Source organism: Metabacillus malikii, assembly GCF_030813355.1.
Classification (GTDB): Bacteria; Bacillota; Bacilli; order Bacillales; family Bacillaceae; genus Metabacillus; species Metabacillus malikii.
This window is the reverse complement of the sequence record NZ_JAUSUD010000003.1, coordinates 294,794-321,109: the sequence shown is the minus strand read 5'-3', so window position 1 is coordinate 321,109 and position 26,316 is coordinate 294,794. Positions and strand designations below refer to the sequence as shown.

The 26,316-nt window shown below is 35.3% G+C and carries 34 protein-coding genes and 1 riboswitch; of the genes, 14 read left to right on the top strand and 20 right to left on the bottom strand.

From position 1 onward, the window contains the following. Positions 1 to 126: 126 nt before the first annotated feature. The 6 genes from J2S19_RS05480 to J2S19_RS05455 all read right to left on the bottom strand — a co-directional run bounded on the left by J2S19_RS05480 (position 127) and on the right by J2S19_RS05455 (position 4,305). On the bottom strand, positions 127 to 756 hold the full coding sequence (locus tag J2S19_RS05480; RefSeq protein ID WP_307338392.1) for an NUDIX hydrolase: 630 nt from the start codon (positions 754 to 756) through the stop codon (positions 127 to 129). Positions 757 to 792: 36 nt separating this feature from the next. After that, positions 793 to 1,155, bottom strand: coding sequence for a hypothetical protein (locus tag J2S19_RS05475; protein ID WP_307338390.1), 363 nt, complete (start codon positions 1,153 to 1,155; stop codon positions 793 to 795). A 17-nt stretch (positions 1,156 to 1,172) separates the two neighbouring features. Continuing rightward, the gene (locus tag J2S19_RS05470; protein WP_307338387.1) at positions 1,173 to 1,700 is read right to left on the bottom strand and encodes a GNAT family N-acetyltransferase; all 528 of its coding nucleotides are present in this window, start codon (positions 1,698 to 1,700) and stop codon (positions 1,173 to 1,175) included. Positions 1,701 to 1,856: 156 nt separating this feature from the next. Then, positions 1,857 to 2,945, bottom strand: a complete 1,089-nt coding sequence (locus J2S19_RS05465; protein WP_307338384.1) for a glycoside hydrolase family 11 protein — start codon at positions 2,943 to 2,945, stop codon at positions 1,857 to 1,859. Between the two features lie 642 nt (positions 2,946 to 3,587). Beyond that, positions 3,588 to 4,031, bottom strand: a complete 444-nt coding sequence (locus J2S19_RS05460) for an NUDIX domain-containing protein (RefSeq protein WP_307338382.1) — start codon at positions 4,029 to 4,031, stop codon at positions 3,588 to 3,590. A 73-nt stretch (positions 4,032 to 4,104) separates the two neighbouring features. Next, the gene (locus J2S19_RS05455) at positions 4,105 to 4,305 is read right to left on the bottom strand and encodes a transcription initiation factor TFIIIB (RefSeq protein WP_307338379.1); all 201 of its coding nucleotides are present in this window, start codon (positions 4,303 to 4,305) and stop codon (positions 4,105 to 4,107) included. A gap of 144 nt (positions 4,306 to 4,449) precedes the next feature. On the opposite strand from J2S19_RS05455, the gene argS reads away from it, so the two are divergent. The 3 genes from argS to J2S19_RS05440 all read left to right on the top strand — a co-directional run bounded on the left by argS (position 4,450) and on the right by J2S19_RS05440 (position 5,588). Next, complete coding sequence (gene argS, locus J2S19_RS05450; protein WP_307338376.1) at positions 4,450 to 4,797, top strand: arginine--tRNA ligase domain-containing protein; 348 nt, start codon at positions 4,450 to 4,452, stop codon at positions 4,795 to 4,797. 58 nt (positions 4,798 to 4,855) lie between these two features. After that, positions 4,856 to 5,092 (top strand): DALR anticodon-binding domain-containing protein, encoded by a 237-nt coding sequence (locus J2S19_RS05445; RefSeq protein WP_307338374.1) that lies wholly within the window; start codon positions 4,856 to 4,858, stop codon positions 5,090 to 5,092. A gap of 103 nt (positions 5,093 to 5,195) precedes the next feature. Further along, on the top strand, positions 5,196 to 5,588 hold the full coding sequence (locus tag J2S19_RS05440) for an SLAP domain-containing protein (RefSeq protein WP_307338371.1): 393 nt from the start codon (positions 5,196 to 5,198) through the stop codon (positions 5,586 to 5,588). 241 nt (positions 5,589 to 5,829) lie between these two features. On the opposite strand, the gene J2S19_RS05435 is transcribed toward J2S19_RS05440, so the two are convergent. Further along, complete coding sequence (locus J2S19_RS05435; protein ID WP_307338368.1) at positions 5,830 to 6,411, bottom strand: nitroreductase family protein; 582 nt, start codon at positions 6,409 to 6,411, stop codon at positions 5,830 to 5,832. Between the two features lie 338 nt (positions 6,412 to 6,749). Then, positions 6,750 to 6,837: riboswitch (cyclic di-GMP riboswitch) on the top strand. Between the two features lie 231 nt (positions 6,838 to 7,068). Beyond that, positions 7,069 to 7,941 (bottom strand): TetR/AcrR family transcriptional regulator, encoded by an 873-nt coding sequence (locus J2S19_RS05430; protein WP_307338365.1) that lies wholly within the window; start codon positions 7,939 to 7,941, stop codon positions 7,069 to 7,071. Positions 7,942 to 8,147: 206 nt separating this feature from the next. Between J2S19_RS05430 and J2S19_RS05425 the strand changes: the two genes are divergently transcribed. From J2S19_RS05425 to J2S19_RS05415, 3 genes are all read left to right on the top strand, one after another. After that, a complete protein-coding gene (locus J2S19_RS05425; protein WP_307338361.1) occupies positions 8,148 to 9,635 on the top strand; it encodes a DHA2 family efflux MFS transporter permease subunit in 1,488 nt (495 codons plus the stop codon). A 1,230-nt stretch (positions 9,636 to 10,865) separates the two neighbouring features. Further along, a complete protein-coding gene (locus J2S19_RS05420) occupies positions 10,866 to 11,156 on the top strand; it encodes a hypothetical protein (RefSeq protein WP_307338358.1) in 291 nt (96 codons plus the stop codon). Between the two features lie 27 nt (positions 11,157 to 11,183). Further along, on the top strand, positions 11,184 to 11,507 hold the full coding sequence (locus J2S19_RS05415; protein WP_307338355.1) for an MGMT family protein: 324 nt from the start codon (positions 11,184 to 11,186) through the stop codon (positions 11,505 to 11,507). 38 nt (positions 11,508 to 11,545) lie between these two features. Here the strand turns inward: J2S19_RS05415 and J2S19_RS05410 are convergent, their stop codons facing one another. From J2S19_RS05410 to J2S19_RS05395, 4 genes are all read right to left on the bottom strand, one after another. Next, positions 11,546 to 11,821, bottom strand: a complete 276-nt coding sequence (locus tag J2S19_RS05410; protein ID WP_307338352.1) for a hypothetical protein — start codon at positions 11,819 to 11,821, stop codon at positions 11,546 to 11,548. 298 nt (positions 11,822 to 12,119) lie between these two features. Continuing rightward, entirely contained in the window at positions 12,120 to 12,320 is a 201-nt protein-coding gene (locus J2S19_RS05405; RefSeq protein WP_307338349.1) for a hypothetical protein, read from the bottom strand. A 100-nt stretch (positions 12,321 to 12,420) separates the two neighbouring features. Further along, positions 12,421 to 13,212 (bottom strand): helix-turn-helix domain-containing protein, encoded by a 792-nt coding sequence (locus J2S19_RS05400; protein WP_307338346.1) that lies wholly within the window; start codon positions 13,210 to 13,212, stop codon positions 12,421 to 12,423. A 240-nt stretch (positions 13,213 to 13,452) separates the two neighbouring features. Further along, on the bottom strand, positions 13,453 to 13,671 hold the full coding sequence (locus tag J2S19_RS05395; protein WP_307338343.1) for a hypothetical protein: 219 nt from the start codon (positions 13,669 to 13,671) through the stop codon (positions 13,453 to 13,455). A 139-nt stretch (positions 13,672 to 13,810) separates the two neighbouring features. Here J2S19_RS05395 and J2S19_RS05390 point away from each other — a divergent pair, with 139 nt between their 5' ends. From J2S19_RS05390 to J2S19_RS05380, 3 genes are all read left to right on the top strand, one after another. Further along, entirely contained in the window at positions 13,811 to 13,951 is a 141-nt protein-coding gene (locus J2S19_RS05390) for a hypothetical protein (protein ID WP_307338339.1), read from the top strand. 223 nt (positions 13,952 to 14,174) lie between these two features. Continuing rightward, positions 14,175 to 14,396: a DUF1659 domain-containing protein gene (locus tag J2S19_RS05385; RefSeq protein ID WP_307338337.1), complete on the top strand. Its 222-nt coding sequence runs from the start codon at positions 14,175 to 14,177 to the stop codon at positions 14,394 to 14,396. Between the two features lie 43 nt (positions 14,397 to 14,439). Beyond that, the gene (locus tag J2S19_RS05380) at positions 14,440 to 14,658 is read left to right on the top strand and encodes a DUF2922 domain-containing protein (protein ID WP_307338334.1); all 219 of its coding nucleotides are present in this window, start codon (positions 14,440 to 14,442) and stop codon (positions 14,656 to 14,658) included. A gap of 107 nt (positions 14,659 to 14,765) precedes the next feature. On the opposite strand, the gene J2S19_RS05375 is transcribed toward J2S19_RS05380, so the two are convergent. The 4 genes from J2S19_RS05375 to J2S19_RS05360 all read right to left on the bottom strand — a co-directional run bounded on the left by J2S19_RS05375 (position 14,766) and on the right by J2S19_RS05360 (position 17,026). Then, entirely contained in the window at positions 14,766 to 15,383 is a 618-nt protein-coding gene (locus J2S19_RS05375) for a lysozyme inhibitor LprI family protein (RefSeq protein ID WP_307338331.1), read from the bottom strand. Positions 15,384 to 15,613: 230 nt separating this feature from the next. Beyond that, entirely contained in the window at positions 15,614 to 16,024 is a 411-nt protein-coding gene (locus J2S19_RS05370; RefSeq protein ID WP_307338326.1) for a hypothetical protein, read from the bottom strand. Continuing rightward, positions 16,021 to 16,461: a LytTR family DNA-binding domain-containing protein gene (locus J2S19_RS05365; RefSeq protein WP_307338324.1), complete on the bottom strand. Its 441-nt coding sequence runs from the start codon at positions 16,459 to 16,461 to the stop codon at positions 16,021 to 16,023. Before J2S19_RS05365 ends, J2S19_RS05370 begins: the two co-directional genes overlap by 4 nt. 226 nt (positions 16,462 to 16,687) lie before the next feature. Next, positions 16,688 to 17,026, bottom strand: coding sequence for an HIT family protein (locus J2S19_RS05360; RefSeq protein ID WP_307338321.1), 339 nt, complete (start codon positions 17,024 to 17,026; stop codon positions 16,688 to 16,690). 399 nt (positions 17,027 to 17,425) lie between these two features. Between J2S19_RS05360 and J2S19_RS05355 the strand changes: the two genes are divergently transcribed. Both J2S19_RS05355 and J2S19_RS05350 read left to right on the top strand, forming a co-directional pair. Beyond that, positions 17,426 to 18,343: an ABC transporter ATP-binding protein gene (locus tag J2S19_RS05355; protein ID WP_307338319.1), complete on the top strand. Its 918-nt coding sequence runs from the start codon at positions 17,426 to 17,428 to the stop codon at positions 18,341 to 18,343. Beyond that, positions 18,340 to 19,263, top strand: coding sequence for an ABC transporter permease (locus J2S19_RS05350; RefSeq protein ID WP_307338317.1), 924 nt, complete (start codon positions 18,340 to 18,342; stop codon positions 19,261 to 19,263). The genes J2S19_RS05355 and J2S19_RS05350 overlap by 4 nt, the downstream gene beginning before the upstream one ends. 218 nt (positions 19,264 to 19,481) lie before the next feature. Here J2S19_RS05350 and J2S19_RS05345 read toward each other — a convergent pair whose 3' ends face one another. Next, positions 19,482 to 19,733: a histidine kinase gene (locus J2S19_RS05345; RefSeq protein WP_307338315.1), complete on the bottom strand. Its 252-nt coding sequence runs from the start codon at positions 19,731 to 19,733 to the stop codon at positions 19,482 to 19,484. A gap of 150 nt (positions 19,734 to 19,883) precedes the next feature. Then, complete coding sequence (locus J2S19_RS05340) at positions 19,884 to 21,836, bottom strand: DUF2207 domain-containing protein (RefSeq protein ID WP_307338312.1); 1,953 nt, start codon at positions 21,834 to 21,836, stop codon at positions 19,884 to 19,886. A 205-nt stretch (positions 21,837 to 22,041) separates the two neighbouring features. Here J2S19_RS05340 and J2S19_RS05335 point away from each other — a divergent pair, with 205 nt between their 5' ends. Together J2S19_RS05335 and J2S19_RS05330 are read left to right on the top strand one after the other, a co-directional pair. Continuing rightward, positions 22,042 to 23,577 (top strand): methyl-accepting chemotaxis protein, encoded by a 1,536-nt coding sequence (locus J2S19_RS05335; protein ID WP_307338309.1) that lies wholly within the window; start codon positions 22,042 to 22,044, stop codon positions 23,575 to 23,577. A gap of 94 nt (positions 23,578 to 23,671) precedes the next feature. Continuing rightward, entirely contained in the window at positions 23,672 to 24,181 is a 510-nt protein-coding gene (locus J2S19_RS05330; RefSeq protein ID WP_307338308.1) for a DUF3916 domain-containing protein, read from the top strand. A 279-nt stretch (positions 24,182 to 24,460) separates the two neighbouring features. Here the strand turns inward: J2S19_RS05330 and J2S19_RS05325 are convergent, their stop codons facing one another. After that, a complete protein-coding gene (locus J2S19_RS05325; RefSeq protein ID WP_307338306.1) occupies positions 24,461 to 24,964 on the bottom strand; it encodes a hypothetical protein in 504 nt (167 codons plus the stop codon). A gap of 244 nt (positions 24,965 to 25,208) precedes the next feature. Here J2S19_RS05325 and J2S19_RS05320 point away from each other — a divergent pair, with 244 nt between their 5' ends. Next, on the top strand, positions 25,209 to 25,307 hold the full coding sequence (locus J2S19_RS05320) for a YjcZ family sporulation protein (RefSeq protein ID WP_307338304.1): 99 nt from the start codon (positions 25,209 to 25,211) through the stop codon (positions 25,305 to 25,307). Positions 25,308 to 25,632: 325 nt separating this feature from the next. Here J2S19_RS05320 and J2S19_RS05315 read toward each other — a convergent pair whose 3' ends face one another. Next, entirely contained in the window at positions 25,633 to 26,316 is a 684-nt protein-coding gene (locus J2S19_RS05315) for a TerC family protein (protein WP_307338301.1), read from the bottom strand.

Below are 26,316 nucleotides of genomic sequence, written 5' to 3'. Positions count from 1 at the left end.
GGTGAAATAGAACATTTCTTTTTTACCGTTGCTTCCTTTTTCTTGCTTCTACGGGGCTATAGAACATTCCTTTTTTACCGTTGCTTCCTTTTTCTGGCCTCTACGGGGCAATAAAACAATCTTTTTCTACCTTTGTTTGCTTTTCCTTACGATTCTACTGATGACTTGTTGATAAAATGAAGCTTGGTGTGGGACAAACTGGTCTCTGCCTACATCGGACTCGATCAATACTTTGGTACCTACCTCATCTTGATAAAATCCGTGTATGTTAACCGTGTCTCTCTCACCGAGCCATAGTTGTTGAAACGCAAATAAGTCAACTTTTACGATTCCAGATACCTCTTCTTTTTGGAGGATAAACTGGTCCAATTCGAGGTTGCACTTATAAAGGAACACATTTGCGAGTTCGTTATCGATCAGATGCTCATTTGCAACACTGTATTTAAGCATCCCTAATGATATGAGGTCACGAAAGTTTAGGTCAATGCCTAGCTCTTCCTTTATTTCTCTAACACCATCTTCCACGGTTTCACTTGCAAGCAAATGACCAGCAGCTGTAATGTCGAATAAATTCGGATAATCCTTTTTATGATGACTACGTAGCTGTAAGTAGAGATAATGTCGATTTCTTTCCTGCTGAACAAACCAGCAATGAAACACTTCATGCCAGTGACCAACATTATGAACTTCATCACGAGTTGCAACACCGATTTGCTGACTGTCTTCATTGTAGATTTTTAATAGTTCTTTTTCCATTTTCAGAGCCCCTTAAATTATTCTTCATAAATAGCATTACTCAATGTACGTTGGAACTTTTTTTATCGTCACTAATTGTCCTTCATCGAGTAATATTTGTTTCGGATGATCGAGCTCATGTAACAGAACCTTATGCTTACTTCGAACTTTCAACTCAACGTGATTGGAATTTAATAGATTGGCAACTTGGACTGTACATTCGTTAAATGGTTCCATCTGTTGTTTGATGTATTGCATAAATACCCGTAGCTCGAACTCCTTTTCTAGCCCATTGTATATCTCATATTGAATTGGAAAATCAAATCCAGGTATGTGCTCTGAATCTACTTTTGTCAAATCTAGTGTGCCATTTCCAGCACCGATTTCTTTATCTGAAGCTATATAATAGTAATTTGTCAATCTCTTTATCTCCTTATTTATTCTTTTATTCGTCCAAAAACAGCAACATCTACAAACTCACCATTTATGAATAAATCCTTTTCTAGTTTGCCTTCTTGTTTCATTCCAAGCTTTTCCATCACTTTACAGGAAGCGGTATTTGAAGCGATTGCTGTTCCACATATCTTATTTACATTATGTTCTTCAAAGCCGTATCGAACAATTTCCTCTGCTGCTTCGGTGGCATAGCCTTTTCCCCAATAGGCTTTTCCAATCCAATAGCCTAACTCCCCTTTACGATGCTGCTTATCGATTCTAATTGTCATTGATCCAATCAATTCGTTCGTTTCTTTTAAGATAACTGCCATTGGAAAAACATTGTTCTGTTCTCTCAACCTAGGATGAGTGTTTATCCAATTTACTGCTGCTTCAATTGGATAAGGATGGGGGATATTTAATGTTGTTTTCGCTACATCCTTATCTCCTGCTAATTGTTGTACTCTTTCCGCATCTGATAATTGAAAGGGGCGAAGCAGTAAATTACTTGTTTGTAATATTTTATTCATAGCACTCTTATCCTTCCGTAAAAAAAATCGCATCTACATTCAATTATTATATCGAAATTCTTCAATCAATTGGTTATTCTTACTAAATATTATTGGTCTATTCATTAAAAAATCCCGGTAGAATAAACTCCACCGAGATCCAACAATCTATCAATCTTAATGAATTTCTAAATAATCAACGTATGCGTCCCAATTGCCGTCATCTGCTGTTACAACGAGTTCAATTTCTTGATTGCCTGTACCATGGCTTACGTTGTCAATTGTGTAGACTGCTGGGTAGGCATCACCGAAATAGAATGTACCTTTCGTTTGTCCACCGATTTTCAAGTCAACTCGTGCCATATTTGAATTACTAGAGGCTCCACGAAGCGAGAAGCTATGTGTTCCGCTCGTAAAATATTGTGTATATTTTACCGAGTCGTTATTAGCATATAAACCGACTCCATTGAAAGGCGAATTAATATTACTTGTGTAGCTTCCACTTTTTGTCATTGTTTCAGCTTCTTTTTTTGTTCCTGTATTGCTTGGAGGAGGTGTTGTTCCACCACCACTGTTACCACCGATCGTTAATGTATTTTGGTAGACATCTGCACTACCACTGCTTTGATAGCCCTCTACTGTTAATGCTACCTCATACATTTTACCCATTGGCATCCCTAGTCTTTCCCATGCTTTAAAGTGTTCGCTAACAGAAATTGTTCCACTTGTACGTTTTGACGTACGGACACTCCAATATTGCTTAAATGTTGTATTTCCTTTAATCGATGGTTGGTTTACTCTTGTTGTTTCATATACATCATAAGTGCCACCGTCAACAGTTATTGTTCCTTTTTTTGTTCCTGTTGGGCGATAAGTACCCCAGCTATCTACAATATAGAACTCTACTAAAGGATCGACCGTCCATCCATAGACAGTTAAGTATGCATTTCCATTTGGTTGGAAGTTGGCACCGTAATTTATCGAGATGTTTCCGATTTGCTGATGTGTTTGGGTTTCATTAAATTTTTTCCCTTTACGGAATAGAATATTGTTAATACCGCCCCACTCAGCACTAAATGTTCCACCGCTATTTAAGGTCATATTACCCCAACCACCGTTGTCTTTCCAAAATTCATAATCATAGCCATCTTGTGTACCAATTTGATTTGACGTAAGCGTTGTTGCTGCACTCACACTTGCTAAAGGAATCGTTAGCACAAAACATAGTAATGTGACGATAAATAATTTAAATCTTTTTTTCTTCATTTTCCATTCCTCCTAATTTTCATTTTTCTACTCTGTTCATTTGACACTAAAACGTTCTTCCAAATAGATACTCTTTTCGAATTCACCCTTCAAAAAACTTTCTCAATATATCAATCTCAATTTTGCACCAACTCCCTTTTTTAGACATGTAAGCAATTACATTACTAATCTTAGATAATCACCTGAACATAAACCACCCTAAAAAGTATAGATCTTTCTTTGAAAAGTTTACTATTTTCATAATATTTCAAATTTTTAGTATTTTACCTACCCTACTATTAGACCTATCCCTCAACAACTCAAACACGTCTTATTTACTATACTAAGAACATATATTGAAGAGATTAAGGAACAAATTCACATATTTCATCCTGGAATTTAACCGATGTCTATTAATCCTCTTTCCATTATGATGATAAGGGGATTACGACCTATATACTGACAGAAACAATATAAAAAACAATTTCACCTTTATATCTCAAAAAGAAAAAACGCGAATTGTCATTTCAATATTTTTTAAAATGACCATTTGCGTTTTTATAAAGTAGTGCCTTTAAGCGTCCCTAGTTCTAGCAATATTGTTCTTTATATCTCGTTTTCAAGTCGTTTTTTACGAACTTTTTCAAAGTAATTCACGCTCTTCTAAAAACAAAGTTTTATCTTTTGATCCGCATAAGCGAGTAATTGTTCTTTAATATTTGGATACAGAATCACATCGTTTAATTTAGCTAACGGAATCCACTTCACATCGGTTTGATGGAGGTCAGGCTTCTGTGGTAATTCCGGTGTAGTACCGTTAATTATTTTACACTCAAACATCAAACTTAAAGAATGTGTCTTTCCATATTTATGATTATTTCGGTGTGGCGCATATTCATAAATAAACGCTAACTCACCAACCTCAATGTCTATCGATGCTTCTTCCTTCGCTTCTCTTACTACTGCCTCCATTATCGTTTCACCCGGCTCTACCCCGCCACCAGGTAAATTATAATGGAGACCATTTTCATCATGAAATTCAACTAATAAAATCGATTGGTCCTTAAGTATAACCGCACAACCCTTTACTCTCATATGGTATGACACAAATGTTCATCCCCTGTCTCCTAGAATTCCTTTAACTATTCTACTAATCTACTTGAACTATATGTAGTAAAAGTCAGTTCTTCTTCGTCCCCTTAAACTTCTCAGGTTTCCTCACATAACCTTCGATAATGTATCCACAATCTGTGCAGATAACATAATCAATATCTGAGCCAAAGCTCATTTTGTTTTCTGGATACATAACACTGTACCCAGTATGTCTACCTATACCTAATTCTTTCCCACCACATTTTGGACATTCTGTTGCCCTTGTCATAAATATTCCCCCTTTTAACCATTACTAAGTTAGTCAAGCTATTACCTTTTTCTACGCATATCCCCGGAAAATGTTTCACGATAATTTTTTAAAAAATATGAGCAGTCATTACACTTTCATCAGCTTTTTCACGTTCTTGAAAAAATGGGCTACACGTGGCATATAGGTCTTAAGCATATACCATTTGGAATGATGCTTAAGTATGGTAAAAAAATGTCCACGCGTAAAGGAAAGGTTGTCTTACTTGAGGATGTTTTACACGATGCCATTCAAATTGCACTAAAAAGCATTCATGAAAAAAATCCAACACTCGTTCAGAAGGATATTATTTCCAAACAAGTCGGAACAGGTGCAGTTATCTTTCATGACTTAAAAAATTATCGTTTACACGATATCGAATTCTCCCTAGAAGATACGCTAACATTCGAAGGAGAAACAGGTCCATATGTTCAATATACATGCACGTACCACTTCTCTCTTGAGAAAAGCTAACTTCTCAGATTTTCCAGGTGAAATAACTATTTCTAATCCAGATAGCTAGGCTATTATTATGAAGCTTCATGCATTTCCTGCAACAATACTACGAGCCATTGAAGCATATGACCCATCACAAATTGCACGATACGTTCTTGATTTGGCAAAGTTGTTTAATAAATATGATGGTTCAGTACGCATCCTTCCCGATGACCCTGGGAAGCCTGACCGACTTGCACTTGTCCAATCCGTACAAATTGTTCTTAAGGAAGGCTTAAGATTATTAGGGATACACGCCCAAGATGAAATGTAAAGAGATGACGAAATCGAAGGGGCCTTCCGAGCTGCTTCGTACATCATTGAGGGAGTTGAGAAACAACGGTATTGTGTTACACTTACCTGTGAGGTGAGCCATTATGCAACAATTACAATTCGAACCGTCCTGGAACAAAACATTAGCTGCCAGTGACAGACAATTAATCGATAAAATCTTTCATGAAACAAAACATTTAAACGATTTAAACATTGGCTGCTCTATTATTAGAGTAGCAACAAATCATAAACTGGCATTACTAGTGACTGTATTAATTCATAATTTCACGGGAGATCCGCTTTCATTTAACAACAATAGATTGCAATACATTGATAAAGAGGAAATAATCGCAGATATGACATTCACACTTCCAAAACTAATGATTCCGCCCTATGTAAGTATGCCATGGACATTTATTTTCCCGCTTGGCAGTTACACACACAAAGACTCATATGATAATGGACAGTTGATTCTCTGCGATTCTAAAGCTCGATAAAATAATCCGAGAACCTCAACAAATTACCACGTTAAAGTGGTGAGGGACAGTCCCCCCCAATGACTGTTGATTTTCTGCGATTCTAAAGCTGGATAAAATAATACGAGAACTTCAATGAGTTACCACGTTAAAGGGGTGGGGGACAGTCCCCCAATGAAGTCCCCCAATGATAAAAGCTCCTCTGTACGGAATCTGAAAACAAAGAGCTCAATATTAAACTACTTTAAAAGACATATATTTATTAATCTTCTTCCTTATCTAGCCATGTAGTCAGTTCCGAAAAATGAGTTCGTTTTCCAGTTAATTGTTTCGTATCTGGATAGCCTAAATAAATAAATCCAAGCATCTCGCCTCGTTCTGAAAGGTTGAATCTCTGCTTTACTTCATCGGAATAGCATACTTGGCCTGTTCTCCAAATTGCTCCTAATCCTAATGCGTGTGCTGCAAGGAGCATATTTTGAATCGCGGCATTAACTGCTGCATATTCCTCTTTCACAATGACCTTTTTATCTTCCGAAGGCTCAACTGCTACAGCAATGATTACCGGAGCTCTTAATGCTTTTGCAGCAACTTTTTCTAAACGTGTCTTACTTTCTTCACTTGACGGGTCATCCAGTGACTTTTCCAAATATTTTGCAAGAGCTTGACCGAGAGTCTTCCTTGCATCACCAGTTAAAACGAAAAAGCGCCATGGCTCTGTTCGATGATGAGCTGGGGCCCACGTTCCCGCTTCTAATATTTGTTCTATTAACTCAGTCGGAACTGCATCCGGCTTCACAACACCAACACTCCGTCTTTCTTTTATCGCTGTAAAAATATCCATATAACTTCTCCCCATTCCCAACATAAATTCATATTATCAAAATCTACATCTATATTATGATACTAAATCATTTTGTCAAATGTTTGCAAATATAAAAGTATCTTGTTTTCATATGGCACTAATACTTGTACAAAACAAATAAAAGGAAAGATAAAATGTAAAATAATTTCAAAATAGTTAATTTCAACTAGAATACAATAAGTCTTTTTCCTTAAAAAGAAAGAACCCTTCGTAATTTCGTCTCCTTTTTTAACAAAATTTACAGAAGTTTTACTTCACATTTTCATAAACAAGTAGTATTATATAACTAACGATTTGTTCTCAATAACAAACAACCAAAAAGTTAAAGGTAAACCTATTGAAAAATAGGGACACAAAGTCACAGGTCTAAGGTTACATAACAACTATGATGGCTGGATTACCGGATTTTATTCAAAGGAGCTGATTCATTTGAAGTTCAAATCCATTTTCTGCAATTTTCTTTACAAAAATCATAAGTTGAATTTTTTTACACATGAATGTGTTCGATGCGGAAAAAAACGTAGAGTACATCTTTAACTAATTCGCTGCCATTTTATATGGCAGCATTTTTTATATCGAACAAAATAGGTTAACTCATAAGGAAAAGCTAGATTTCTCAATGAGTCAACCTACTAATTAAGTTAATTGTTTTATTAACTGCTGCAGTCTCAAGAATTCCTTTTCCTGCCTAATGTGAGTCGACATCATTAATGTTTGTAGGCAGCTTTCTAGTAAATATTTTCGTGGCTCTTTGGAATTCTCAACATCATCCTCGATAAACTCAAGTATCTGGATATACTTTTCTTGGTCATCTACTATTTTTGTTTTTAACTTCTTTATAACTTCCTTTAATTCCACTACAGTATTCGTTGTATCTTCTTGACTTTCTTTTTTCCATGTTACTAAACAATCAGGATCTAACAGCTGTTCGTTCCGTTCGCTTACATCCTCTACAATATGCACAATTCGATTTACACAATAACGAATGATATCAATGCGATTAAAGTGTGTAGCCTTTGCCGCCAAGTTATATTGGATCATTTGCTGAAGCATACCAGTAAATAGTATCGCGCAATCAAGTAAATACGGCCGCTTATCTTCTCCAAATATGTCAGTAAACCGCTGAAACATCCACTCTAAATGGCGATGGTGTGTTTGTTTGATAAATAGTTTCAATTCTGGTTCATTTGAAGCAAATACTTCCTCAATAAGAGAGAAAAGTTTATTTTGCTTATTTGCCTTCATGAATAAATCTAGTTGCTTAATAAATATTTCAATATCAGCTAAGTTTTCACCGATTAATAACTTATTTCGTTCTGTCTCATAAATCGAATGTATATAGGTAAAAACAGCTTTAAATAATTCACTTTTTGAAGGAAAGTAATTATAGAAAGTTCCTTTTGATATACCGCTGCTAGTCAAAATATCTTGTATTGAAGTTGCTTGAAATCCTTTTTCTATAAATAATTGATGTGCTTTTATAACGACTTGCTGCTTCCTATCTCTCATGACCCCCACCCTCATCATTAACTTATCTATATTAAATTTAGCCTATGAATAACCAACTACCTGAGTTTATCTTATCCGATCTAAAATTCCTTTACAAACTGAATTTTTAATCTTGCAAAATTGTGAAATAGGGCGTAATATATTGCAATGTGAAATAAAAGTATAAAAAAATATACTGGTTGTTTATTCAGGAGGAGAACTATTTAATGAGTGAACCATATACAACATCAAAACGACCACCTTATGGAATCATTGCGATTTTATTAGCAGGTGCCTTCGTTTCAATATTAAACTCAACATTACTGAATGTTGCCTTGCCATCAATGATGACAGATTTAGAGGTAGGACCTACTACGATTCAATGGCTAGCAACAGGATATATGCTCGTAAACGGAATATTAATTCCAACTACAGCTTATTTAATCCAAAAGTTTTCAGTTCGGCATTTGTTTATCACAGCGATGCTATTATTCACAATCGGTACATTTGCTGCGAGTACGGCTGATTCATTCGCGCTTCTTTTAACTGGACGTATGATACAAGCATCTGGTTCAGCAGTGATGATGCCGTTACTTATGAATGTCCTACTCACAAGCTTCCCAATTGAGAAACGTGGCGGAGCAATGGGCATATTGGGATTAGTTATGATTTTCGCACCAGCTGTCGGACCGACACTTTCAGGCTGGATCGTTGAACATTATCATTGGCGGACACTATTCTATATGATTTTGCCTTTTGCCCTAATTGTTTTAGTTTTAGCATTTTTTAAATTGAAGGATACAAAAGAAAAGGTTCAATTAAAAATGGATGTACTCTCACTCATTTTCTCAAGCATTGGATTCGGTTCATTACTATACGGATTCAGTTCTGCTGGAGATAAAGGATGGGGAGACCCAATCGTGTACAGTACTCTAATCGTTGGGACCATTTCATTGATTTTATTTATTTTAAGACAGTTTAAGCTCGAAAGCCCATTCTTGGATTTTCGTGTCTATCAATACCCGATGTTCGCCCTATCTTCAGCGATTTCAATTGTATTAAATATGGCGATGTTCTCAGCAATGATTTTAATGCCGATTTATTTACAACAGCTTCGTGGTATTTCACCGTTAGATTCTGGATTATTAATGTTACCTGGTGCAATTATAATGGGAATTATGTCTCCCATTACAGGTAAATTATTTGATAAGTATGGCGCAAGAACATTGGCAGTAATCGGATTAATTATTACGGTTATTACAACCTATTATTTTAGTAAATTATCGTTAACAACTTCCTATTCAACTTTACTCGTCATGTATTCAGTTCGTATGTTAGGTATGTCAATGGTCATGATGCCTGTTATGACGAACGGCTTAAATCAATTACCTGCACGACTAAACCCGCATGGTACTGCGATGAATAGTACACTATCACAAGTATCCGGTGCAATCGGCTCTGCAATTTTAGTAACAGTCATGACATCGCGTACGAAAAACCATGCAGAAGAACTGATGAATACAGCAATGAGCAAATTAACAGAGCAACAAAGCGCTGAAGTATTAGAAGGTCTACAAAATAAAGTCATGGTAGACGCTACAATAAATGGTATAAACGATTCCTTTTTCGTTTCCGTTCTAATTGCCGGATTAGCACTTGTTTTAGCATTTTTTATTAAGCGTGTAACACAGGAAGCTCCAAGTAAAAGTGTATAAGAATCATCGTTACGGGAGTGGACTTTTAGAGTTCGCTCCTTTTTAAAGTAGGCGTTTCTAGGAATGATTACTTCTGATGGAATGAAGTCCATTTCTTAAGAGTTGTCCTCAATTTTGACTGTCTCTTCGGTTAGGAAGGCCGTTCGATTTGTACCTTTTTGAATTTTGGTCTTCGTGACATTTATGAAGACTATTTCTTATATTGTCTTTCACTTGTTTTGGTCTTCATAACATTTATGAAAGACATTTCCATATTGTCTCGCTCTCATTTTGGTCTTCATACCATTTATGAAGGACATTTCTTATACTGCCTCTCACTCATTTTGGTCTTCATAACATTTATGAAGGACATTTCTTATACTTCCTCTCACTCATTTTGGTCTTCATACCATTTATGAAGGACTTTTCAATATTGCCCCTCACTCATTTTGGTCTTCATGACGTTTATGAAGGACATTTCTTATACTTCCTCTCACTCATTTTGGTCTTCATAACATTTATGAAAGACATTTCCATATTGCCCCTCACTCATTTTGGTCTTCATGACGTTTATGAAGGACATTTCTTATACTTCCTCTCTCTCATTTTGGTCTTCATACCATTTATGAAGGACATTTCCATATTGCCCCTCACTCATTTTGGTCTTCATACCATTTATGAAGGACATTTCCATATTGCCCCTCACTCATTTTGGTCTTCATAACATTTACGAAAGACATTTCCATAGTGCCTCTCACTCATTTTGGTCTTCATAACATTTACGAAAGACATTTCCATATTGCCTCTCACTCATTTTGGTCTTCATACAGCCTATGAGTTACACTTCAGGTTTTCATTCACATAATTTTGTTTCCCTTAACTATTTTCAAATGAATACAGGATATGCCCCTCTCCATTTCTCTCCTTACTTTAGATCTTCTGGTCTAAGTCTTTGAGATGAGCCTCTTATTTCCAACGTTCTATCCGTCTCCGTTCATAGTTAATGAAGAAAGAAAAAATTACCCTCAGGAGAAATTTCCTATTCTATGCTATAATTGATATTGATAGATTGAAACACCTCATAGTACATGTCCCCATATAGAGATAGGATAGAAGTAGTATATTATCTTGTCATTTGTCACGCCTATACTCATCCAGTTAAGCCGCTTCAACTATTCTGTCTAATATTGGGCAGTTTTTACATGGAATCATTTATCATAATAATTGATTTAAGGAAAGGGTGTTTTGTTAATGGTACTAGAACCAAATACACTATATTATTTAGAAAACCCTGAAGAAGGAATTTTCCGATTTGCTACAGGAACGCAGCTTAAATATGAGGATATTGTCAAAGAAGTGTTCGGTGTTGCTGATTTAAATGACTTAAAGATGATGATAGCTTATAATAAATCATTTCAGGTTAGTGTTTGTAAAGCTAACAATATTACTGAAGACGAAATTACACTCAATATGATTTTTCGTGTTGCCACAACTGAAGATAAGGCACGTGCAAATCATTTAAAAAACGAGATGACTCTATAAATGTAAGTAATGGAAAGAGGTGCAAATATGCTTCCCTTCACAGAAAGGGTTGTATCACTTATAAAAAGCATTCCACACGGTAAAGTTATGACATATGGTCAAATTGCAAAATTGGCTGGAAGTCCAAGGGGAGCACGTCAAGTAGTACGAATTTTACATGCCATGAGTCGCAAGCATCAACTGCCTTGGCATCGTGTTGTTAACGCAAAAGGTGAAATCGCCATAAAGGATACAGAAGGCAGTGACTCACAATATCACTTTCTTTGTGCTGAAGGTGTTCAATTTAAACGGGAGTATGTCGTTGACTTAAATGCCCATCAATATTATCCAGACCCCCAGTTTGAACATTAAGAAAAAGCCCTCGAGTCTGAGGACTTTTCCTTCACATTTTAGTGATCCTTATGATTGTCGTCTACAATATCTTCGCCATCTTCAATTACATCCTCTGGATCTCGTTCTCCATCCGCTTCATCATCTTTGTTTATCGTATCGTTTTCATCGACACCAGGTACGTTTTCTGTACCATTATCATCTGTATTGTTGTCATCTTCATTGTCTAATACATCATTTGGAGCAGGGGCTGGGTCTGGTTCTTCATTATTATTACAGCCAGCTGCGAATGATAATGATAAGATTACACTTGCTAACAACAGAAGATTTTTCAATATGAACACCTCCCTCATAAAATGGTTAAATCCCACTTATTATTCTCAGGCATTCATCATTTTATGTAACATTCTTGTACTACAATTTTTACAGGTCATTTTATCTTATTTATGTATTATACTTAGTTTTTCGTACGGCTATCTTTAATTGTGTACATACAAGACATTTCTTGGCATGAACGAAATCTCGCATCCTCCACTTCGTTATTCTACTGCAAAAATCATGATTGAACTATTTTTGTGGGACTGCATACAAAAAGGACCCCTACCTGTTTAAAGGAAGGGCAGGTAACAATGATTAGTTTGAATTTTCCCATTCGGAGTATAGACCTGTTCCTTTACATGAATGACACTCAATGGAATGACCGACATACGCATTCGCAATCGTTTCATAGCCGTAGCCTTTGCAAATTGGGCACTTTCCCTGTTGTTTCATCCTCTCGATATACCTTTGTCTCTTTGCTTGATACCAATCCGCCAAATATTTAAATACTTTCATCCCCATCACCTTTTTAATACATTGTATTCAGCAGAGACGGACAAGGTGATAAAAAGATGTAATTATTGTAAAAATAATTCACAAGGCTTGGATTGGTGTCTTAATACCCATTCAAAAAGTCATAGAGCAAAGGTTTCATTTCTTTTCGCTTTTCAACAATTAATTTAGAGTACACGATTGTATAAAAATAACCTGTAAACGTTGATTTAATTTTTCCACGTTTTTTTGCAAATATCGCTTCCTTAAATGCTTGGATGACAACATCGATTACATCATCCAACCCCTTTTGCAGCTGCATTTTTTCATAGACGATCACAATCCGCTTCCATAACTCATAAATGTCAACGGCATTAAAAAATGGTTTTGCTGCCTCAATGAATGGTTTAGAAACAGTGTCAGGTAAAAAACTAGCATCAAGCTGTTGAAGTGACGGTTCAACCTCTTTCTTAACGTTCTTAGGTTTTGTTTTATTCTCACAGAGTGAGCTTTGATTATTCTCTGTTTTATTAGGAGTGACAACATGGGGTGACATGTTATTTTTTAATGAATCAATAGGTGGATATTCTTGAATCACTAAAATATTTACACCTTGTTTGCCATTCATTCTTTTTGTCGGTATTTTTTTGATGAATCCTTTTGCGACTAGAACATTAATTGCGCGAATGACTGTTCTTCGGCTGAGGTTCACTAGTTCAGCGATGTAGTCATATTTTGCAAATGATACACCTACGACTTTTAGAGAATGATTCCAAATGTTATGAAGTACCTTCAATGTTCCCTCAGATAATTCAGATTTATGCTTATATAAAAAGCCACGGACTGCTTGGTTCATTTCTTCAACGGTTGAAAACGATTGATGTTTTTGTATTGTTTCAAAATTTAATTTTTCCATCTCGCAATTCTCCCTATCATTCTTCATATTCAAGACGATTAGGCTTGTCCAACTGCCAAAAATTTGTCTTCATATGTTATATAGGGTTTTGCTTACACTAGAGTAGCGTCGATTTTTATTTTTATTAAAAAAATTTTCATAGACTAAGCTACTTTCTAATACTTCGAAAAGGTGACTCCGGTTATTTATATGAAAGCATAAGGATATTAACAATAGTCCTTTCTCGTTCTAAAAAAAACCTTATAATAAGTGAAGTAACCTTCCATACGTTTTCCAAAGTGCCAACATTAACACCATTAACACAACAACTGTAACGAGCCAAGCCCTTTCAACTACGTTATAGCCCTTCTTATTCGCATACCACTCACATAAAAGAACAACAACAAACAAAATCAAAAAGTCTCCGATAACATTAAGAAAAGTCCTAAGAATGAAATCTCCTGATTGCTGTTGCCCCATTTCAATCCCTCCCTTAAACAAATCTATTCAATCTCTAAAAGAAAGATGTTTTTTTAAGGCTCTATTCTAAAAGATTGGTGCTTTTTGCACTAACCTTTTTAAGGGTTTGTTGGAGCTTAAAGTGCGAGACTCCTGCGGGATGCGTGGGAGAGGTGAGACCCCGCAAGCGTTAACGCTGAGGAATACGAAAAGCGTAGGCGGCTTGCCCATCGACGTACAAACTGGAGGGGCATCGACTAAAGATTTAGGAATCACGATGAGCCGAATGGCGAATCGATGATGACTTATCGTAGGGAGGTGACCTGAAGTTTGCTTGTTCGTGCCGCAAGGAGCTATGAGGCTCACCACCCACCCCGCTATTGCTGAGTACTGTAGCGGAGACAAACCCTAAACGACAACTCAGTTAAAAGAAACAATGTTTACGAAAACAGCCTTTTTTAAAAATGAACGCTACTCTCCTAGTCACTTTCTTGTATATAAAGAGTGAAGGGAGGTGAGAGAAAATGGCCGTTGAAACGTTATTATCTTCACAACTGAGTTTAGTTTTTGATATGGGTGTTGATGAAAATGGTAAACAAATAACAAAAAGGAAAAATTACAACAATGTGAAAACATCTGCTAATGCAGAGCAATTGCTACAAGCAGCACAAGCAATTGTTAGCCTTCAAACAGAAGCACTTCTACATGTTGAACGCAATGATAAAAATCAAATATCTGCATCTTAATCAAGAATGCATCGAATGATTATTGAGGAAGGGAGGGAAGGATATGACAAAAACACTTGAATTACTATTTTTAAATAGTGCTGGTAAAACAGTTAAAGTTAGTATTGACTCACCAAAAGAACCAGTCGACAATACCGCCTTATCTAACGCAATGGATGAAATCATCGCTTCTAACATCTTCATCTCAGCAGATGGCGATTTTGTCGGGAAAAAGGGCGCAAGAATCATTGATCGTACAATTACAACAATTGACCTTGTGTAATTTTCATGACATAGACGATGAGGCATATCAATACACAAAGGGTGACTTGAAACTTCAGCAATGAACTAAGTTTCGAGTCACCCTTCTCTTTCGTTATGAAAGTGTTATTATTTCATATAGCTTTCAACTAATTGAAAACATCTTTCTTCAGTCAATTTGTTGAGAACCACTACATACTCTAATTGTTCCGCCGTACCACCTTCATATTTTAGTGAAGCCTCTTTTGCTGTACGGTCTCTAAAGTCAAGCCATTTCCGTTGTTCACTTCTTAATCTTTCCATTTCTTCTTCTGAAAGTTGATTCTTTAGGACACCATAAATTTCGTTTAACAATCCGTCCCACACATCAAATATTTCCCCTTCGATTCCTTTCAGAACAATTGTGATGTCCTCTTCAGAATTATTCCGTTTTTCCTCTGTTTCATGCTTCGTTTTCTTTAATTTCACTAAGTACTCTTGCTTTAGACTTTGTGTATCAGTAGTCATATCTTGTTCAGTACTCGGTTTCCGTTCTTCCTCATCGTTTATATCGCTTTCCTTAGTATTAGTTTGTTCGTGATCGGAGTTTGAAGTCGCTTCTTTTGAATCCGTATCATTAGAATCCTTTTCCTTCTCCTGTTTCGGCTCATTGATTATTGTCGGTTTTGATTCTTCAGAAGCATTTCCACATGAAGCTAATAAGATGACTGCTAAACATAAAAATAAAATTGAATAGTTTCTTTTCATTCGTTTCAACCTCTCTATCTCTGTTGCCTAAAACTTTTACCTCTTTATAGTTTAGCATACCTTAACTATAAATCCGTTTTCATAAGTCATCGAAAATTTTACTCCTGGATAAATTTCTTATAGAGACATAGGAAACAGACGTATGAGCTATCATACGCCATTGTAACTATTTAATGTATTTAGATTAGGAAATATGAAGTATTCTTCTAAACTTCACAGATGTAAAAAGATTATTTATTTATTTCATTTAAAGAATCAGCCAACTTTTTGTTTTGATATTTTGAATAAAAATAAAATGCGATTATATGTCCTAATAGCGTCAACAGAACAATGAAAATTACATATCCTTTTATAAAGTGAAACATTTCAACTGAAAATAAATAGATGACTAAAAAACCGCCAAAGGAATTTATTAAGGTACTCAAAATAATATTAATTGGTGCCTTGAACGTTGAATAATTCCATAAATATGGGTAAACAATTCCGAAGATAATCCCTGATATCACACCAATTGTAATTAAGTTCCACACATAATTAAATGGAATATTCATTCCTTGATATGCGAGCGTACTTAAAATAAAAACCCATATTATACTTCCTAATGCTGTTTGCGTGAAATTGTTTCTTAAGTTATGAATCATCCTAATTTCTCCTTTATCAATTTAGCATAATGTCTGCTAACTAAGTATTTTGTATTATTTTTTGTGTATACCTCTAATCTTGCATATTCACCTGATTTAAATGAAGCAACTTGCGACAAATTCAAAATAGTTGAATTGTTTATCCTGTATAACCCATTATCCTCCAAAATCTCTAACTCTTTTAATCGCTTTTGTAATAGATATTCCTCTTTATTTACTAAAACTACTTTACATAGATGACCTAAAGCTTTTATCATTTCAATTTGCTGAATATCGATACGAAGTTGTCTGTTATTCTTAGGGTTCTGAACATTTAATGATATGCTAGTCTCTAACCCGTCCTTGAGTGAACCTAACTTCTCTTTATTCACTGGATTTGCGATAATTTCGATTTCATCTATTGCTCGTTGTTTATCCCATCTAAATTTTATTTTCATACTGTCCTCCTTTCTTATTTCAAGAATATCAACCGTTGTAACAAATGAATATGATTTATTGTTTTGTTACAAAAAAACTATCTTTTCTTGCATATTTGAGTTATTTTTGAACGTTCGAGTAACACAATCTACGTATGGATACCCATGAATATAGCCCGCCAAAAATATCGGCGAGCTTAGTCCAGATATCAAATTCATATCACTTTTAACACCGTGTACCATCCTTTTAACGAATTCGCATGCCATAGTGAACATGCCAATGCATATGCTTATTCGACTGATACTCACCGATATTCGTTGATACAGTACATGCCCCATATTGGTCATTTACTTGCCTTGAGACTGATTGTAAACAATCAAATAACTCATTCATTATTGGTCTTTCAACTTCTTTCACATCAATAAGTGAAACGATGTGCTTTTTCGGGATTACGACAATATGTACTTCATAAAACGGTCTTGTATGGTAAAACGCTAATATGTTGTCTGTTTCTAATACAATTTCAACCTCTGTTCTACCACTCAATACTTCATCACAATAAAAATCCTCCACACCATTTACCATTGTTAACAGCCCCTTACTTTTTCTCTTTACAATATTCGGCAAATGTCGCCTGTACCCTTTTATTAGTTGCTTGCTTTTTCCATTGCACCGTAACTTACTTAACATATCTTTAATACAGTTTTCTCTATTATTACTTAGTGCTTACTGAATAAGGTTGCTATTCTTCAAATAGTAAGGTTCTGTTAAGGTTCTGTTTAAATTACCATAATCTTCAAGAATTATACTTGTAATGAAAGGGGCCCTAGTTGTTTGGAAATATTCTTTTAAGCCTAGGTTGTTAGATTCAGAATGTACAGTATATGTAATTGGTCTCTAAGCTTTTCAATGAATGAATAGACTAACAAAGATAGTAATATTCAAGTAGTTTTAAGAAATATACTTATCCACCTGGAGGGAAAAATGGCAAATCATGCGATGCAAATAAACAATATACATAAAAATATTGGAAGAAAGGAAATCATTAAAGGACTAAGTTTCACGATCAATAAAGGTGAAGTGTTTGGGTTTCTCGGTCCAAATGGTGCAGGTAAAACAACAACGATTCGAATGATGGTTGGACTTATTAGTATTACAAAAGGAGATATTTTAATAGAAGGCAAGAGTATTAAAACTAATTTTAAAGAAGCGATAAGACATGTCGGAGCAATCGTAGAAAATCCTGAAATGTATCCATATATGAGCGGTTGGAAAAACCTGTTGCATTATGCACGAATGATAGATGGGATTTCTAAGGATAGAATAAATGAAGTTATTAAGCTTGTTGGCTTGGAGAAAGCGATACATGAGAAAGTAGGTCGTTATTCATTAGGGATGAGGCAACGACTCGGGATCGCCCAGGCATTATTACATAACCCTTCTATTCTCATTTTAGATGAACCGACAAATGGGCTTGACCCTTCTGGTATCCGGGAAATTCGTCAGTATATAAGAAACCTCGCTGAAAAAGAGCAGGTTGCAGTGATTGTCTCTAGTCATCTGTTATCTGAGATGGAAATGATGTGTGATCGTATTGGCGTTATAAATAATGGAAGAATTATCGCGATTGAATCAGTTCAAGATACTTTACAGCAATCAAAAGTAAACCAAGCTTTACTTAAAGCGACACCAATCGAAGTTGCAAAAGTTATGGTTGAAGAGATGTTACAAACGTCTGTTACTACAAGGAATGATACACTTATGTTTGCAACGATTGAGGATGAGATTCCCACATTAATTAAAAACTTAGTAAATGAAGAGATTCAAATCTATGGAATTCAACTTGAGCGAACTACACTAGAAGATAAATTTATTCATTTGATTGGAGAGGCAAATCAATGATCAATCTCATAAAAAATGAACATATGAAATTGTATGCTAAAAAGTCGACATGGATCATGCTAGTAATATTGGTTGTGGTAATTATTGGTACCGGCATCATTCAAAAGACTTTATTTGATGAGGATATAAAATATGGTGATGATTGGAAGGAGCAGCTACAGGAGGAAACCACTCAATTACAGAAGGAAGCCGAAGAAGACGGTTTTTATAATGAACAAATTGATTTAAATCAGTATTATCTCGACCACAATATTAAGCCTGTGAGCTATGATGGCTGGCAGTTTATCCTGAGCTATCGTAACTTAACAGCATTATTAAGTTTATTTACGATTATTGTTGCAGCCGGAATCGTTTCGACTGAGTTTAATTTAGGAACCATTAAACTTCTACTAATTCGCCCTGCTACACGTTCAAAAATATTATTATCAAAATATGTGACATTCGTGATCTTTGCTCTTGAATTGCTCGTTTTATTATTTGTTATATCCCTACTAACAGGTTCCTTACTATATGGTTTACACTCGATAGACACTGAAATCATCCTACTTAAAACGGAAAGCTTTGAAAAGGTATCCGTCTTAAATGAAATAGTGAAAGGATATGGGTTCTCATTTGTTAATTTAGTCATCATGTCTACTTTTGCCTTTATGATTTCAACATTATTTAGAAATAGCGGCATGGCAATTGGATTAAGTATATTTCTTATGTTTGCTGGTAATACGATCGTCGGAATTTTTGCGGAGAAGGCTTGGGCTAAATATATTCTTTTTGCGAATGATTTAGAGCAATATTTATATGGTGAACCTCTTGTTGAAGGGATAACGCTGGAATTTTCTATAGTGATATTGATTGTTTACTATATTGTATTTTTAGCTATCACTTGGGTATCATTTTTGAAACGGGATGTTTTGGCTAATTAATTTCTTCAGAAGAGCTATTCAGTAAGGCTCTTCTGAAGAGCTTTAAACCTATTAAAATTTATTTATCTTCCCCAATTAAATAGTCGTTCCCTTCTTGGACAAATAAATAAAAATATTTACATTCTCACTTTTCATACCGTTGCACTTCGGCCAGCATTTATACAGATTAGCAATGTTTTAATATTAATAAATGAACATTACCAAATTCACAATAATCTTTATATAAACCGAATGATTACGACAAGTAATAGACCAACTACCGCTCCAACGTCTCCGGCATATGTTTTGTTTTGCTGACGTTTTTGTACGACATTGAGCAGTTTCGCAGCAATGACTAATAGTATCGCTAACGTAATCATTGTATGACTAAATGATGAGCTAAAGCTAGTTGCTGAGAAAAGTGCGATTGTTGTTGGAATGACAACGATGAGTAAGGCCGTACTATACATCATCCATTTTACTATGTTCATAGATTTTCCACTCCTATCAATCATTCTCTTCAAAAGACTTCGTTTGTTATCAGTGTTCCCTGTTTAATCTAGTTTACTTACTTGAGTAACAACCAAACTTCATCATACAAGAAATTCATTAACGGAGAGAAGAACATTCACTACAGACTATTAATCTCCGCCTCCGCCGCCATCACCACTACTGTCACCACTGTCGCCACTACTAAAAATTTCGAAAAAGCCTCCACCACTATCACCTGAAGTTCCACCACCCGAATCTCCTGAATGAGGTCTCGGGCGGTTTACATAGCTTGGCTTTAAACTGTTTGTCACATAAGTAATCATATCGATTACATGATGATCAAATAACACAATATTATCTGTTTGCTCGTTTGGGAATTTTTGATGAAAACGTGTAAAGAATTGTTTTCCCACACCTAATAGTATTGCATGTTGACTAATACCTACCAACTGCACTTTGCTATTTTGAATCGGCATGCCACCTGACTTGAGCAATTTCCTCCATTTCTTCACCGCTTCCCGGAGAACGGCTGCTTTAAAGAAGAGTGTAGTTCTTGGCGTTACAAGTACAATAATACCTGTTAGAATGACAATCAATAAATAGCTTGTATTTACTGCCGTATCATTAACTTGCATCCCTATGAATAAGCATCCTGCAAAGTAAACAAGTTGAACCCACTTCTTTTCGATATGTTTATAGCAATAAAAGATACCAACTCCTAAACAAATACTTGCAAATAAAATGACCTGCCATGTCTTAGCATCTGCAAGGAACATGAGCAGAATTAACAGAACGTGAAGTCCCCACAACACTGGATAGATTTTTCTCATTAACATTCCTTTTTTGAATATGTTTGCAAGTTGGAATTCTTTGTCTACTACTTCCTTCCACACCTTCCATTCAATAAGAAACGATTCTAGCTTACGACGATACTTTTTCTGTTTCCGTTCAGCTTTAGTTGGTCCTGCAATTGAATCGAGGATAAATGTCCGATATCCGTCAGTATTATGACGAAATAACCAATTTAATAAGAATAAATCGGACTCTTTAATCGTTCTTCTTTTACCAAGGTACTTAAAAGCTAATGTTTGTTTTGGTGCCTTTTCTTCTTTCTGAAAACGATAGCTTGCCGAAACCTTCTCAATCTTTAGCAAGCCCTTATGTTGAATTGAAAATATGCCTGCAATAAAATCCTTAATTTGGAGTGTGCCCTTTCGATAAAGAAGCAGTAAATAGACTGGATTATATTTCTCGACTTCAGCCATCGGGATTTTTCTAGAGACCCATTTAGCTGCAATCATTTTTAGCGGTATGAGAAATATCGCACAGGTCCCAACTAGAATCCAACTAATAATAGATAGGCCCTTTTCAATGTTTTGCAGTCGAAGGTCCTTCCTCACTAGCATCTCTTCCATGTTCTTTTCCTGCTCTATCCGATCAGCTAAAGTAAGAGTAGATTTCTCTTCTTCCATTTCTGATAAAAAATGTGCAGGGAAGAACACAGTTTGTTTGAAGGTATCTGTATGTGAAATGAAATCTGTCTGATACGTAATCCTATTATCAAACACCTCTGATTTACCACCATTCTTGTTATAAGAGAATATAGTTACCTCATTTTCGGCAATTTGTTGCGGGAAAATCACATCAATTTTTACTTGATGTAAATCATGTTGTATGGATGCGAATATGTTCCAATTTAACTCTCCCGTATCTGAAAATTTCGAGGCGGCTTTATCAATTCGATACCGATAATAGACAGTCTTATCATCGTTAACTTTTGCAAAGATCGGTCGATACGTCCTATCGTTATTTGCAACATGGACTCTTTCAAGCTCCTCATGAGTAAATTGACCTAGCGATTTCATTTTAGGAGGGATATAAGCTTCAAAAAATTCTACAGTCTGATAATCAAATAATTCAAGATTCCGCTCTAAACTACCCTTATTAATTGGTTTGTTATATGTATACAATTCTTCAATATATAAATCACCATCACGTAAAAGTTGTGCACGAACATCGATTTTCTCGATAGTATTGCTTTCATTACAGCCAACTAGGATAAACATCATGAATAATAGAACGAACAAATAGATATTTTTCATTTGAGACTCCTTAACTTTTCCTCGTTATCTATCACTCTATCTTAAAATCAATTTGTTTGTCTTGTACCTTTTGATAGATACACCCTAAAGAAAAGATAAATATTTTAACCTATAACAATTCCATTAACTTGTATTTTATATAAGTCAAAAGTTATAATGAATTGTCATTTATTGATAATTTATTTTAGATAAAGAGGGGACTCGGATGATACACAAAAAACATCAGCTTATGATTTACATGACTAGTTTTGTTATCCTTATAATGCTTATTGTCAATTTTCTAGGGCGCTATTTGCACCTGTTTGATCACACTCATGGCCTGCAACATAGTGTAACTTCTTCTCAAATCGAGGCAGATTACTCATACATATTAACAATTTTACTAATCATACCAATTATATTAATCATATATAGTACTTATCTCTATAAGAAGGACAATGAAAATAACAAAATATCATTTTTACTGACACTTGCTTTAACGTTTGGTAGTATAGCGATTATCTCCGGTGGCAGCGGCAGGGTTGAATTTCATTTTAGTATATTTATGGTAGTTGCTGCGCTCGGATATTACCAAAATATTAAACTCATTACGTTGATGACTACATTATTTACAATTCAACACTTAATCGGATTCTTCTATCTACCGGAAATTGTATTCGGTGTCCATGATTATTCATTTTCGATGCTGTTAATGCATGCAGCATTTCTAGTTTTCACTTCAAGTGCTGTTGCTCTTCAAGTGTATTCAAGCAAGAGAATTGAACATGAATTACTAACACAACAGGAAGAACAAAGGAGTACAATTATTAATGAAATCGTTAACAAGCTTACCGCAACTTCTTCACAACTCGTTTTAGTTGCTGAATCATTAAGGGAAAATGCTAAGTCTTCTACGGAGGCAAGCTCACAACTATCAATATCAATTTCAACTATTGCAGAAGGTTTAAAAACGAATCAGTCGACAGTTGAAAAAAATGTGACGATTATGTCAGGAATGACTGCAGATATACAAACGGTAAATGATAACGCCAAAATTGCTTGTGAAAAGGCTAATCATTCTGCAGGTCAAGCTGACAATGGTACGATTTTTATTAGTAAACTAACAAACCAAATGACTGCCATTAATGAATCTGTTGATGAGTCTTTTCATACGATTTCATCATTACATAATCGTTCAGAGGACATTTATCAAATTATTGAAGTGCTCTCAAACATATCAGCTCAAACAAATCTACTCGCGTTAAATGCCTCAATTGAAGCTGCACGTGCTGGAGAATATGGTAAAGGTTTTTCCGTTGTTGCCAATGAAATTAGAAAGCTTGCAGAGCAATCTGCTATATCATCGCAAAATATTGCAATTCTCGTTCAACAAACTTTAGATGAGGCTAATAAATCTGTTGCCGCAATGGAAAAGGTCAAAGCAACCACTCATTCAGGATTAAATGTTATTCAACAATCAAAAGAAGTATTCAAAGAAATATTTGATACATCAACAATTGTCGCAAACCAAATTCAAGAAATAACGACTCTTTCAGAAGAGTTACGACGTTCTTCAGAACAAGTTAATCAAACTACCGAAGAAGCAGCTGTTATTACTGAACAATCCGTAAAGAGTACACAACAAGTTGCAGCAACAACAGACAATCAGCTCGAAAAAACAACTGAGACATTGCATACGATCGTAAAGATGCGTTCATTAATTCTTGAACTAGAAGACGTCATCAATCGTTTAGGTGAATAATTATAGGTACGCATGCCTATAACTTATATTCTACTAAAACCTTTGATTTGTTCAATTCAAAATGTTATGTATTGAAAAAAAGGGATGATTTCATATGCGTGTAAAAAAAGTCCGAGGGGCTAAACGAAAATTACATAGGATGATAAAACGAATAAATGATTACACTTCTGAGTTTCCAACAGAATTTCACAATGATTATTGGCATCTAGCTCTTCCGGTTGCTCAAGGTTTTATCGATTCTGAAAAAACACCAAAAAAATATAAACGATACTGTCTCCAAACACTATTGGATAGCGCTGTAAATCTATATCACTTGAAGCCAAATGACGAGGAAAAGTATAGAATTGTCGTCACTATTACGTTTCCTAACCTATGGAGTTCGCAAATTATTGTATTTAAAGGAGATTCCCATTTTAATGGTTTCTTTTACAGGAATACAGATGACCAACGCTGGCTGCAGCTCTCTGAAAATCGAGACATCCGATTTGAGTGTAAGCTATCCGTACCTAATGATTGGCAAATATACGGTTTTACAGAACTAATCACTGAAGAAGACGGATCCTATTATGAAGGTGAAAGATGGTTTATTGGTGAATTACTATAGTTTATTAGACACTATTTGTTCAAAATTCTATTAACAGATTATATTAACTGTAAAAATAATCTTTATCAAATATGAAACAATGTATTCTTAATAGTAGTTATCTTCATAAAAATAGCCCGAGGATGATTTTTTTTTAATGATCCTTGGGCTTTTTGTCTGAAGCGTGCATAATTGAACTTAATACCTATATTACTTCTTAGAATTTGAGATTTATATTATCCCTTCTACTCTCAGATGTGTTTCATTATAACAATTCCTTACTATTACCATATTCTGCACTTAACTATTCACTTCGGTATCGATACTTGCCCTATTCAAACCGACACGTTCAAAAAGGTTTCCAAGTGCTTCGTTCGCTTCTTGGAAAAGTTGATTTGCTTGTTCAAGTGAAGGTTCCTCTTTCCTTAGTTCTTCTGCTTTTGCTTCATAAGATGCGATTAGCTGTTGTATAATTGCATCTAAGTTTGAGTCGTGATTCTTTAAAAGCTCTGGGATTTCAAGTTTGCTCAATTCCTCTGCTACAATCGCAGAAGATTCACTTGCTTTTACTTTCATTTCTAGTGTTGGCGCTGACTCTGTTAACTCAAAGTCATTCAAGCTAGCATCAGCACGATTAATTGTTTGTACGAGTAATAAATAAAATTTCATCACCGATTTTTTCTGTTCAGTTCCATCGACAGTATTATTTTCTTTCTTCAAGATCATTTCTTGTTGTCCACCACACGCTGCTAATCCAATTTGAAGAAATATAACTGACATCATCAAAAGCCATTTTCTCTTCATTTTCATCCCCCATAACAATCACGTTCACTAGCACTTTAGTCCTTCTTATTTATAGTATTATAGATTCAACTATCTCCCTTTTCAACCATTTGTTTCCTGAAAACTAGATAATAAGACTTAAAATATGTGATTGATATACATAGTCTAGTAAGAGGTCTGCCCTTTTTTATGAGAAATCCATACTTGTACCATTCCAAAGATATTCTAGGAACATAGAATACAGTACCTCACGTAAGGAGGTGATATGATGGGTTATTATGGAGGAAGTTCAGGTGGCGGCTTTGCTTTAATCGTTGTATTATTTATCCTCTTAATTATTGTAGGTTCATCTTTCTTTAATTAAGTTGATAATAGTTAGCATCTAGTTTTAAGACTCTTGCTTCGTGTAAGCAGGAGTCGAATACTATTCACGTTTGGCAACGTTTAGAACTTGTACTGTCATAAGTACAATCCCCTCTCTATCCTTAACCTCTTTTTAACTAAGGAATAGTTGTCCCCTCTTACTATTCCTTACTTGATTTTTCGAAGGAAGGGTGGCTCAAGTCAATGCGTCACCCTCTTTCGATTCATTAAAGGATTAATACTATACATAACTCATTAATGGCAAATAGACCAAATCAAAAGAAATGGATTTGGTCTACTTTTCTAGTATTTTTTGATTTGAAATGTTATTCCGCCTTTAACAATACTGCTTCTTCCTTTTTACTAATCGCTTTTCGTTTTGCATAAGTACCACCGAGAACGACTGCAGCGACTACAACAATTTCAAAGCCATATTTTACAAAACCATTAGCAAACAAACTGCTTAGGAAATGTTCGCCAACAATCATTTTAGAAGCTGTCCAAGCAAGGATAGCCGCACCGATTGTAATAATAATCGGAAATCTGTCAATCCATTTCAATATAATCGTACTACCCCACATCACAACAGGTACGGATACTAATAGGCCAATAACTACTAATAACATATTTCCGTGTGAAGCACCGGCTACTGCCAAAACATTATCTAACCCCATTAATGCATCGGCAATAATAACCGTACGGATCGCAGCCCAAAAGTTATCTCCGGCTTTCACATCACCGTGGTCATCATCATCAACAAGTAGTTTATAAGCTATGATGACAAGTAATAGACCACCTACAAGATGTAATCCTGGGACTTCCAACAGCCAAACTACTGCTAAAGTTGCGATAATCCTAATGATGATGGCTCCTAACGAACCCCATAGAATAACCTTCTTTTGTTGATCCTTTGGTAAATTTCTAGCTGCGAGTCCAATTAAGATGGCATTATCTCCAGCCAACACTAAATCGATAATAATAATAGATAAGAGTGCAGTGAAAAATTCCAT

Excerpts from the sequence above, each read along its gene's own strand:
- J2S19_RS05480 (WP_307338392.1), bottom strand. The coding sequence starts at position 756 with ATGGAAAAAGAACTATTAAAAATCTACAATGAAGACAGTCAGCAAATC.
- J2S19_RS05470 (WP_307338387.1), bottom strand. The coding sequence starts at position 1,700 with ATGAATAAAATATTACAAACAAGTAATTTACTGCTTCGCCCCTTTCAA.
- J2S19_RS05465 (WP_307338384.1), bottom strand. The coding sequence starts at position 2,945 with ATGAAGAAAAAAAGATTTAAATTATTTATCGTCACATTACTATGTTTT.
- J2S19_RS05455 (WP_307338379.1), bottom strand. The coding sequence starts at position 4,305 with ATGACAAGGGCAACAGAATGTCCAAAATGTGGTGGGAAAGAATTAGGT.
- argS (WP_307338376.1), top strand. The coding sequence starts at position 4,450 with ATGGGCTACACGTGGCATATAGGTCTTAAGCATATACCATTTGGAATG.
- J2S19_RS05445 (WP_307338374.1), top strand. The coding sequence starts at position 4,856 with ATGAAGCTTCATGCATTTCCTGCAACAATACTACGAGCCATTGAAGCA.
- J2S19_RS05440 (WP_307338371.1), top strand. The coding sequence starts at position 5,196 with ATGCAACAATTACAATTCGAACCGTCCTGGAACAAAACATTAGCTGCC.
- J2S19_RS05435 (WP_307338368.1), bottom strand. The coding sequence starts at position 6,411 with ATGGATATTTTTACAGCGATAAAAGAAAGACGGAGTGTTGGTGTTGTG.
- J2S19_RS05430 (WP_307338365.1), bottom strand. The coding sequence starts at position 7,941 with ATGAGAGATAGGAAGCAGCAAGTCGTTATAAAAGCACATCAATTATTT.
- J2S19_RS05425 (WP_307338361.1), top strand. The coding sequence starts at position 8,148 with ATGAGTGAACCATATACAACATCAAAACGACCACCTTATGGAATCATT.
- J2S19_RS05420 (WP_307338358.1), top strand. The coding sequence starts at position 10,866 with ATGGTACTAGAACCAAATACACTATATTATTTAGAAAACCCTGAAGAA.
- J2S19_RS05415 (WP_307338355.1), top strand. The coding sequence starts at position 11,184 with ATGCTTCCCTTCACAGAAAGGGTTGTATCACTTATAAAAAGCATTCCA.
- J2S19_RS05405 (WP_307338349.1), bottom strand. The coding sequence starts at position 12,320 with ATGAAAGTATTTAAATATTTGGCGGATTGGTATCAAGCAAAGAGACAA.
- J2S19_RS05400 (WP_307338346.1), bottom strand. The coding sequence starts at position 13,212 with ATGGAAAAATTAAATTTTGAAACAATACAAAAACATCAATCGTTTTCA.
- J2S19_RS05395 (WP_307338343.1), bottom strand. The coding sequence starts at position 13,671 with ATGGGGCAACAGCAATCAGGAGATTTCATTCTTAGGACTTTTCTTAAT.
- J2S19_RS05390 (WP_307338339.1), top strand. The coding sequence starts at position 13,811 with ATGCGTGGGAGAGGTGAGACCCCGCAAGCGTTAACGCTGAGGAATACG.
- J2S19_RS05385 (WP_307338337.1), top strand. The coding sequence starts at position 14,175 with ATGGCCGTTGAAACGTTATTATCTTCACAACTGAGTTTAGTTTTTGAT.
- J2S19_RS05380 (WP_307338334.1), top strand. The coding sequence starts at position 14,440 with ATGACAAAAACACTTGAATTACTATTTTTAAATAGTGCTGGTAAAACA.
- J2S19_RS05375 (WP_307338331.1), bottom strand. The coding sequence starts at position 15,383 with ATGAAAAGAAACTATTCAATTTTATTTTTATGTTTAGCAGTCATCTTA.
- J2S19_RS05370 (WP_307338326.1), bottom strand. The coding sequence starts at position 16,024 with ATGATTCATAACTTAAGAAACAATTTCACGCAAACAGCATTAGGAAGT.
- J2S19_RS05365 (WP_307338324.1), bottom strand. The coding sequence starts at position 16,461 with ATGAAAATAAAATTTAGATGGGATAAACAACGAGCAATAGATGAAATC.
- J2S19_RS05360 (WP_307338321.1), bottom strand. The coding sequence starts at position 17,026 with ATGGTAAATGGTGTGGAGGATTTTTATTGTGATGAAGTATTGAGTGGT.
- J2S19_RS05355 (WP_307338319.1), top strand. The coding sequence starts at position 17,426 with ATGGCAAATCATGCGATGCAAATAAACAATATACATAAAAATATTGGA.
- J2S19_RS05350 (WP_307338317.1), top strand. The coding sequence starts at position 18,340 with ATGATCAATCTCATAAAAAATGAACATATGAAATTGTATGCTAAAAAG.
- J2S19_RS05345 (WP_307338315.1), bottom strand. The coding sequence starts at position 19,733 with ATGAACATAGTAAAATGGATGATGTATAGTACGGCCTTACTCATCGTT.
- J2S19_RS05340 (WP_307338312.1), bottom strand. The coding sequence starts at position 21,836 with ATGAAAAATATCTATTTGTTCGTTCTATTATTCATGATGTTTATCCTA.
- J2S19_RS05335 (WP_307338309.1), top strand. The coding sequence starts at position 22,042 with ATGATACACAAAAAACATCAGCTTATGATTTACATGACTAGTTTTGTT.
- J2S19_RS05330 (WP_307338308.1), top strand. The coding sequence starts at position 23,672 with ATGCGTGTAAAAAAAGTCCGAGGGGCTAAACGAAAATTACATAGGATG.
- J2S19_RS05325 (WP_307338306.1), bottom strand. The coding sequence starts at position 24,964 with ATGAAGAGAAAATGGCTTTTGATGATGTCAGTTATATTTCTTCAAATT.
- J2S19_RS05320 (WP_307338304.1), top strand. The coding sequence starts at position 25,209 with ATGATGGGTTATTATGGAGGAAGTTCAGGTGGCGGCTTTGCTTTAATC.
- J2S19_RS05315 (WP_307338301.1), bottom strand. The coding sequence starts at position 26,316 with ATGGAATTTTTCACTGCACTCTTATCTATTATTATTATCGATTTAGTG.